The sequence below is a fragment of the Halomonas sp. CSM-2 genome, from assembly GCF_002119345.1.
Classification (GTDB): Bacteria; Pseudomonadota; Gammaproteobacteria; order Pseudomonadales; family Halomonadaceae; genus Vreelandella; species Vreelandella janggokensis.
Map to the genome: position 1 here is coordinate 1 of NZ_NBYR01000041.1, position 8,517 is coordinate 8,517.

General features: G+C 48.5%; 4 protein-coding genes. 3 read left to right on the forward strand and 1 reads right to left on the reverse strand.

Translation table 11 applies throughout. The annotated features are described in order from the left end of the window. The first annotated feature begins 432 nt into the window (after positions 1-432). Positions 433-5,817 carry a site-specific integrase gene (locus B7L15_RS19065; protein ID WP_085920468.1) on the forward strand — a complete coding sequence of 1,795 codons (5,385 nt, stop codon included), beginning with the start codon at positions 433-435 and terminating at the stop codon, positions 5,815-5,817. A gap of 15 nt (positions 5,818-5,832) precedes the next feature. On the opposite strand, the gene B7L15_RS19070 is transcribed toward B7L15_RS19065, so the two are convergent. Further along, positions 5,833-6,714 carry a hypothetical protein gene (locus B7L15_RS19070; protein WP_085920469.1) on the reverse strand — a complete coding sequence of 294 codons (882 nt, stop codon included), beginning with the start codon at positions 6,712-6,714 and terminating at the stop codon, positions 5,833-5,835. Positions 6,715-7,336: 622 nt separating this feature from the next. Here B7L15_RS19070 and B7L15_RS19075 point away from each other — a divergent pair. Both B7L15_RS19075 and B7L15_RS19080 read left to right on the forward strand, forming a co-directional pair. Beyond that, positions 7,337-7,762: a secondary thiamine-phosphate synthase enzyme YjbQ gene (locus B7L15_RS19075; RefSeq protein ID WP_085920470.1), complete on the forward strand. Its 426-nt coding sequence runs from the start codon at positions 7,337-7,339 to the stop codon at positions 7,760-7,762. Between the two features lie 379 nt (positions 7,763-8,141). Next, on the forward strand, positions 8,142-8,321 hold the full coding sequence (locus B7L15_RS19080) for a hypothetical protein (RefSeq protein ID WP_085920471.1): 180 nt from the start codon (positions 8,142-8,144) through the stop codon (positions 8,319-8,321). Positions 8,322-8,517: the final 196 nt, after the last annotated feature.

Sequence of the window (8,517 nt, forward strand, 5' to 3'; positions counted from 1 at the left end):
GAATGTGGCACATATACGTCACAGATGTGTCACAGGGCGCTAGCCAACGAATAAACACAAAAAAAGCAGACCAGTAAGTAACTGATCTGCCTCTCGAAATATTGGTAGCGGGGACCGGATTTGAACCGATGACGGTTATGAGGCTGATGCTAATAGGACATATTATATGTCCTGAAATTGCATTAAATGTCTTAAAATCGTCATTGAAAAGGGTTTTTTACGATTTGGGTTCATGGAGGTGGTGTCACTTAACGACACATGCGGGTATTTATACTTGGCACAAAATTTGAGGGAATTGCTTTGGAGGGGGTGACCTTCTGGCATCTTGGAAGGCTTTAAAGAGAAGCTGCTGACAAGACGGTGCTATCGCTAGGATTTAGATCGTGTCTTCATATATAGTGCTTTTCTATATAAGCAAAAGAACAAGTAGCGATGGCAGAGCAATCGGTGGTGGTACATAGTGACGACGTCAGCACAAGTGAGCAAATAGCGCGCTTGGGTAGCCCTTACACCGATTTATGTCGATGGGCCGCGGATCGTGATCTCAACGGGGCGGTGGAGCTGGCCTATTGGTCACTAGGACTGAGTCATCGCATCATTGCCATTGGTAATATGGTCGACGAGTTCCACCACCCTGAAGCAAAAGCGATCCTCACGTCGTGGCGAGAAGATCCCATTATTAGCCTTTTAGACGATCTCGCGAAGGCTATTCGGCAAGACCCTCAAATCAATCGCCAATACCCTGCCTTGCCTCACCTGGGGAATGCGGAAAAAACCAAGTACAGATACAAAGCAGAAGGAAGCCTCAAAGAGCAGACTTTCCTTATTACGCTCATAACACACCCGTTACCTGCGGCAGAGGAGCCGTCGATAAACTTCTGGCGTCGCGCTTTACGTCTCTGGCTGGTTGGACAAGCAGCTTACCGGGTTTTTTCTGATAGCTGTTTAGCGGATCGAAATATCAGCAAAGCGGCACGATTTTTGATTGCGGATCGTTATCAAGAGCAATGGCAACTCGTCGACGGGATATTGCGTCGTGCCCAACGTTACATGACACCCGGCATGCTGACGTTTGAGCGTTTTACCGATGCGCTGTTCTTGGCGGCTGAACAATATAAGCAAAGTGATTCATCGGGAAAGAGCAGCAAAGCATTTCTTAATGCCATTATTGACATAGCTAACGGGGACCGAAAGCCATTTCCCTCTCGGCGCAGCCCGACAGAGCAGCCTGCTCTATCTTTTTCTTTGCCTGCAGCCCCATCGGCATCGTCGTGGGTAACCGTTGACGAAAATTCTGAAGACCTCGCTGAGGTGTGTCCAAGTACACCAAGCATGGTAGATGACGATGAGGACGATGCGATCTATTTGTTGCCTGTCGATGCAACGGATACGCAAGCTCAACAGGTGTTAACCGGACGCAGCTTTTATCAACAACAAGCTGAAGCCTCCCACTATCTCCCTTGGAGCTACTCAAAACTGCTTCCACCTGAGCGCATCACCATTGATCAGTGGGTAAGGCAGCAGTTGCTGCGTACTGGTCCTTTGGCATTGTTAGGGGGTGCGCTGGTGTGGCTAGCGCTTCGTTTTTCACGCTCGTTGAACCAAGTTCTCACAATGACAATTGGTGAGGAGGCGCAGGGAGAGTGGTGTATCGCGCCTGATTTCCAGTTTGTCTCCCGGTTAGCGCCGCGCCGGCGAAATGCGTGGTATCCCGATCAAGCTGCCCAACCGTATGTCGCCGATTATCAAGAGACACAAAGTGTCGAGCTGATACCTGAAATCAGCCAAGCTCTGACGAGCGTTAGTCAGCAAATGGCCACTCCGGCATCATTGGCAGACATGTGGCAGAGCGTGTCTCTCGGGCAAAAAGTTGACGCATGGTTCAATGCACAGATGCGTATTGAGTGCCCGCGTGTCACCAGTGGCAAATTGGCGGAAGTAGGGGGCCAAGCCATCTTTGATGCCTCAGGCAATCATCATTTTGCGAGAATGCTAACAGCCCACCCCAATAGTGTCTTACCAGGTGCCTGTAGCTATGCCAGCTGGGATATTGCGGCGATTGAACAGGGACTCAAGCTACCTTATCACCCCTCGGCAATTAACAGGCTCGGCGTGACGAACCAAGGCAGCTTATTAGTGCCTCTGGAGACCCAACTCAATAGGACTATTGACGATGCCACCCGGCAGCTTAAAGAGGCTTTTGATGGCAACGACCTGATACGCCTACATAATCAGTGGACGAGTTATTGCGTGATGGCGCTATATGCCGCGACGGGAAGTCGTTATCTTAAAGAGCCCTTCGAGAGCACGCTCTTTTTTAATCACGACCTTCCAGCTGTCTTTATTAACGATAAAGCCGAAGGCAATGGAGTTCGTAATGGCCGCATGGTGCCATTACCAGATAAGGCCATCGCGTTTGTCGAAGGTCATCTGACTTACCTGCGACGTTTGGCCGAGCTTTTGGCGAGCACGCATCCTGTAGTGTCGTCACAAATTAACGCATTGTTGGATTTGCCAGCGAAGGCAGAGCAGCCCTTGTTCTTTTTGCTGGATGAAACCCTCAACTGGCAATCCATGTCAGCGATTGACCTGCCGGGCATGCCTCTATTTGATTGGCCTTTGCCACCCAATCTGTTTCGTCACCGGTTGGCGCAGCAATTACCCTTACGAGGGGTCGACAATGAAGTGGTTGATGGGTGGTTAGGGCATGCTGAAAAGAGCGTTGCAAGCTATGGCGACACTTCACCGCGATGTTGGCTGGATGATTGGAAAACGTACCGCGCAGAGGTAAATGCGTTATTTGACCGATTATCGTTCGACGTTCTGACGCCGCCAGCGTTATTGCCAATGGTCACGAGATGTACCGCGCAAGAGCCTGCACAGTGGCCACGAAAGTTTGGACAGCGCTTACGTGAAAAAAACCGTCGCTTGGCAACAAGGCATGCCATAAGAGGGGCGTTGAACGAAATCACACTTTATTTAAAAGACCGCGAGATAGCATCACTCACCGTCGACGAAGTGAATCAACTTGGCAGGAAAATGCTGTTACAGGAGAAGGGGGCGCCTTACCCCTCGGCGGCGCTGCGTTTTGATGTGTTGATACGCTTATTAGAACGACACGAGTCGCCACATCGTCATGCCTTCCACCGTCGTCATATCCCAAAGTTGCCAGAAAACACACTGATACACGAAGGGGTGTCAACGTCCGTCACGGTAATGACGCAACTAGAAAAATGGGCAGAGAAAATTCGTCCTTACGCTGACCGAGCCCACTGTTCTAAGCGTCAAGCATTGTCACTTGGCACGATGCTTTTATGTATTGAAAAACGTATTAGTTACACACGCATGCTGCGTGATATCAGTTTGGGCGATAATTACCGCCTCATATATCATCGTAACACCTACTATCTTGAGTACAGTGAACAACTGGAGTACGCAAATTATCACGTTCCTGTGCAGCGCCATGTGGTTTCTTATCATGTCGCCTCCCTCTTGGCATTTGGCCAAGGGCTGACAACAAAGAGAGCGCTGGAAGATGCCTGGAAGCTTCCGCACGAGGCGCCTCCGCTGCCGACGGCATTTGTTCAAGGCTTTGAAAGTCGACAGCCATTAACGCTCAATCACATCCTTGATCATGCGAGCGATATTGTTAACCAAGCCAACCTACTGGTGCTGCCTGGCATTGTCGCTGGCGCGTTGGCCGGCCGAATAGCGGCGACGAGCCTCCCTATGCAAGCCCAGGTTCGTATGGTCCAAGGTAAATCGCTGGTTTTTCCTGACCCACCCACGGTAACCGAAGGTGGCACGGCTCCTACAATGACGCAGGCACTATTACGAGCCGAGGGAGGCAAACATGAACTGCAGCAACAAGCCTCGCGGCTCTTTAAAGACGTAAAACAGATTCTGGAAGGTTATACCAAGCCTCAAGCGAAAAGTACGGCAAAATCCCTTGAACACTTGGTAGCACAGCGCAATGGGGAGGTAAGCAGTGCGCTTATGCTGTTGATCGTTTGGATAGCGACGGTTATCCAAAAAGGCAAGGGAAGGGCGGGAAGACGCTTTAAACCTTACGAGGCTAGCAGCATTCACCGCTATTGGGGAGCGCTCCGTAAGCTTTTTGAAGAGCTTGCGTATGACGTCGATCTGATGGCGCTGAGCAGTGAGGAAGTCACCGCTTTTTATGCGGGGCTAACCGATTATCAAGAAACACAACTGAGTGATATGGGCTATTTTGGTCACCGCCTACGCTCTTTTCATCGAGTTGCAGCTGCATTGGGTGTCGAAGAACCGGATTGGGATGAGCTCCCCATCCCAGAGCAGGGACGTCATGTGCGAGCTGAAATATTGTCAGATCGTGAGTACGGCAATGCGCTAAAGCAAATAAAAGCAACGCAACAAGATTCGGATACAGCTCTTTTACTCCAATTTATGCTGTTATGTGCTTATCGGTTTGGTTTACGACTTGAGGAAGCTAAAGGCTTACTGCGTCGAGACTGGTGTGAGGCGCACGGTTTTTGTTGGATGCTGCTTCGAAATAATCAGTATCGTACGTTGAAAAGCGATGCCTCACGCCGAGCAATACCGCTTTTGTTTTCACTGGAAGCGGCAGAGGAGCGTATTCTCAAGGCGGTACTTAATCGCCACGATGCGCTGTTTGGTGGTGAGTTATCGACACCACTTCTCGGTGAGATACGAAATGGAAAAACGGTGTTACCGCTTAGTACATCAGCAATCAGCGCCGTATTGAGAAATGCTTTACGCCATGTGAGTGGCAGTCCAACGCTCTCACTCCACCACGCGCGACATGCCTTTCACAATATAACAGCAGCATCCCTATTGCAGTTAAACACCCCGTTAGCCACGGCATTGACCCGGCGTATAGATAGTGAAAAAGTACGTCAGCTTGTCATGGGGTCTCATCAGGACTGTTCACGCCGCATTGCTATGGGGTTGGCTCGTTTGATGGGACATCGACACCCAGTGACGGGACTGCTGAATTACAACCACTTGGTCTTAGAATGGGCTGATATGCTGACGCCTATTCAAGGGAAAAATGGCAGAATACTTCCAGAAGCAATGAAAATTCAGGAACTGGGTCACTACAAACCCCGTGTATCTCAACCTCACAAAGTTTCTTTATTTAGTGATCCAACGCCGCATTTGTTGATGAAAGCGCTGCGTTTAGGCGCGTTGCGGGAAAATGTGCAACGCGCTGCCGAGGCGCTAGGGTTGTCACCGGAGCATGCTGCTACGCTTGAAAAGGTTGTCTCGACTGCGGAAAGTGACATGCGTTTTAAAGTTCGCGGTAAAGATAAATGGATCACTTCAAGCGAGTACCCCTTGGGGCTTTTACGCAGCATCAGCGATACAGCATGGAATCGACTGATTGAGCGAGCGAAAGAAATTGATACCCAAAAGCTTACTTGCATAAACACGTTGAATATTGAGGAGGTGGCATGTCAGGTAGGCAGGAATCGCCACTTATTAATGAGTGAAGAGAGGCATGTTGAAGTTGTTGCGTGTACTGTGAGTGCATTTCGTGTTGCACCTTCCAACTGTGTTGTCGTAGCCAAAAATCATAGTGATGCGATGGAGGTAATGCTATCCAGTCGCGGGCTAATCGCACGTGCTGATGATGCTGACACTCAATTAGATATGTTTGAAGTTATGCAGAACGGTAGAAGGTTGAAGTATCAACAGTATGCTGGATTTTTGTTAACTAAAAATGAGAGCGGTGTGATTAGAAATCGCTATGAAATGGCAGTTGCATATCTTGTAACTGCCACTTATATGTATATGAGTCAGGCATCTTTTTGAACTTAGTTTTCCCCTTTATGTGGGTTGTAGGGAGTAGTTGTCGAGCGGGTCACTTTCATCATAAATAGATAACGTTAATATAGAGTATGTTTTTTGTTTTTTTCCACATTTTGTTTCTTCCAGGCATTCGCCTGTGTAATATAGAATTCCTCCTTCTATCTTTGCTTTGGCAATTGTCATAAAGTGGTCAGGGTGTTTGGATGTTAGGGTAAATGGCTTGCTCGATATTTTATTGTCTGAGTCTATGCTATAAAGCAAAATTGTGTTGTCGTATTCGTCGTACCCTGCCGGCAGGGCATAACCTTCTATAGGGTTGGAATCAGGGTTTTCAGATTTTGGCTCGCAATATTTTCCATTAACACAAATGTTGATTTCTTGGTTTTGTGCATTCTTTATTTTAGGTGATACAGAGAAGCCATGCTTTATGTTCCTACCCTTGTTTTTGTTGATAAATTTTTCCGATTGCTCTTGAATGAACATCTCCTCTTCCGGGAGTGTGTGTTGGGTATAAGATGAGTTCGAAATGTCTGTTTGAGCGACCACCCTGTGTGCGATTTCATAAGCGATCGTAGCAAGTTTCTTTGTAAGTGCTTCATGATTTGGCTTGTCTTCTAGAAATAATATGCCGATGTATTTGTTTTCATGTTCACCCTCAGTTTCTATGAAGAAGGTGCTTTCGATACGGGTTTCATTGTGACCCTCTATGCCTTCAAGGAAATTATAAAGAATGTGCTTTAAGTGATAAGTGAAATCTCTTATTTCTGGATTTGCCAAGTTTTCTGGCGTGCACTCAATGCCATTGAGGTATTGGGATTTGATGGCATCTTCCAAAGAAATCATTGTTGTGATCATGTTTTTTGGATACTCAAATTGAGTCCACTTTTGTTCTTTTGACATGCTGTTCCTCAGTTAAGCAGTTGCCGTTTTCATAGTCACTTATCAGTGATAATATATTCTATTCGCATGAGCTGTATGTAAAAACATAAATAATTTAGCAGCTCCTAAAGTCTTTAATTTGATGATAAAACACTGTTTATTATCGCTTTTTATTGCTTGGCGGCTCGCTTTTCTGTGCTATGGGCGTCAGTTTCTAGTCCGTCATCTATGGAATGTGCCTGCCTTGGCAATGTAAATAAGCAAGGCTAGGCTTCACTATCCCAGCTTCTAGTTGACGCTTAACTAGTCCGTTTTAGATGCTGACTCTCTTCCTGTAACCCGCTTTTATCATCGACTGTATGTTGAGCTCTTAGGGCGAAGGCCCTCCCATACTTCGTTACCAGGCGATGTGTTTCCAGGGTTTGCGGGGAGGTGGACTTACTATTGATTGGCCATCATTGATTAGTTGGCTCATCCGCACCGTTCAATGTGGGGGTCGCCTGTCTGGGTTACAGCATCGTCGCGTAGCGGTCCCCCGGCGAGTCACCCCACACTCTGAGTCTATCGCAGGCCGGGCGAGACAATGTTCACCGCCGAGCATATGGTGTGGAGTGTGGCCTAGATAAAGCTAAGCGAGGTATCCATGTGGCACCAGCAAACCATCAGCCTACGCGCGCGGTCGCGTGGTTTTCATCTAATTACTGACGAGATTGAGGCGGCGTTACCTGAGCTGCGTCATGTGCAGAGAGGCCTTTTGCATTTGCTATTGCAGCACACCTCGGCGAGCTTGACGCTCAATGAGAACACTGACCCCGACGTGAGAGCGGATTTCGAGACGTTCTTTCATCGCCTAGCCCCGGAAAACGCGCCCGGCTACCGCCATACACTGGAAGGACCGGATGATCTACCCGCGCATTTTAAAAGCAGCTTGCTGGGTGTCAGCGTGACGCTTCCCGTAAAAAACGGACGGCTAGCGCTTGGCACCTGGCAAGGGCTTTTCCTCGGTGAACACCGCCAGCATGGCGGACAGCGCCGAATCGTAGCGACGTTACAAGGGGAGGCGCGTTAACGCCTCGCGCTTTGATACAAGATCGACTTGTGGTCGTGACACGCGTTGTCGATACTGGTTTGCATACAGTTTAAAAGCGTCGGGTGTTTTGCTGACCGTTCCATGGAGGGCGGGTAGGGCGAGCCTCTTCCGCTGCCTATTACCGCGTAAACGTCACGATGGATGTGCCATTTTGTTTTTTTTGAGGGTGCCGGTATGACTCACAAAAATAAACCACCGCGTTCTCATCCAACAGACGATGCCAATCAGCGTCGGCTGGAACGGCTGAAAGGCTCGGTGCTTGGATATACCCAGCCGTTTGAGCCCATTGATACGGATGAATGGGAAGCTCTCTTCGATGAGACGAGCGCACCAAAGACGAGGTGTCAGAAAGAGTCGCATGAACATGAAAAAGAGAACGATAACGGCCTGGGAATCAAAAGTTAGCGAAAAAAAGCTATCTCTGCCTTTTACTGAATCGGCTTTGCTTGACGGCTTAACGCCTGAAACAGCGCACGCTGATGAGCTTGCTATTCTCACCATGCTCGAGCTTGGTCAGAAACCTGCCGACAAGCATTAACACGTGACGCTGGGCTTGTACCGCGACGTTACTCCTATATACTGACCATAAATGGCTCTGTTGGTATCTGTTGTTGGCGTTCTCCAAAAGTACTGCATAAACTACTGTATATGCGGTTCCCTGGAGTACGCTATGAAACGTCCAGATATCAAAGCGCTCGAACAGACGCTAACCCGCCTTCCTGTTGATCTTAAAA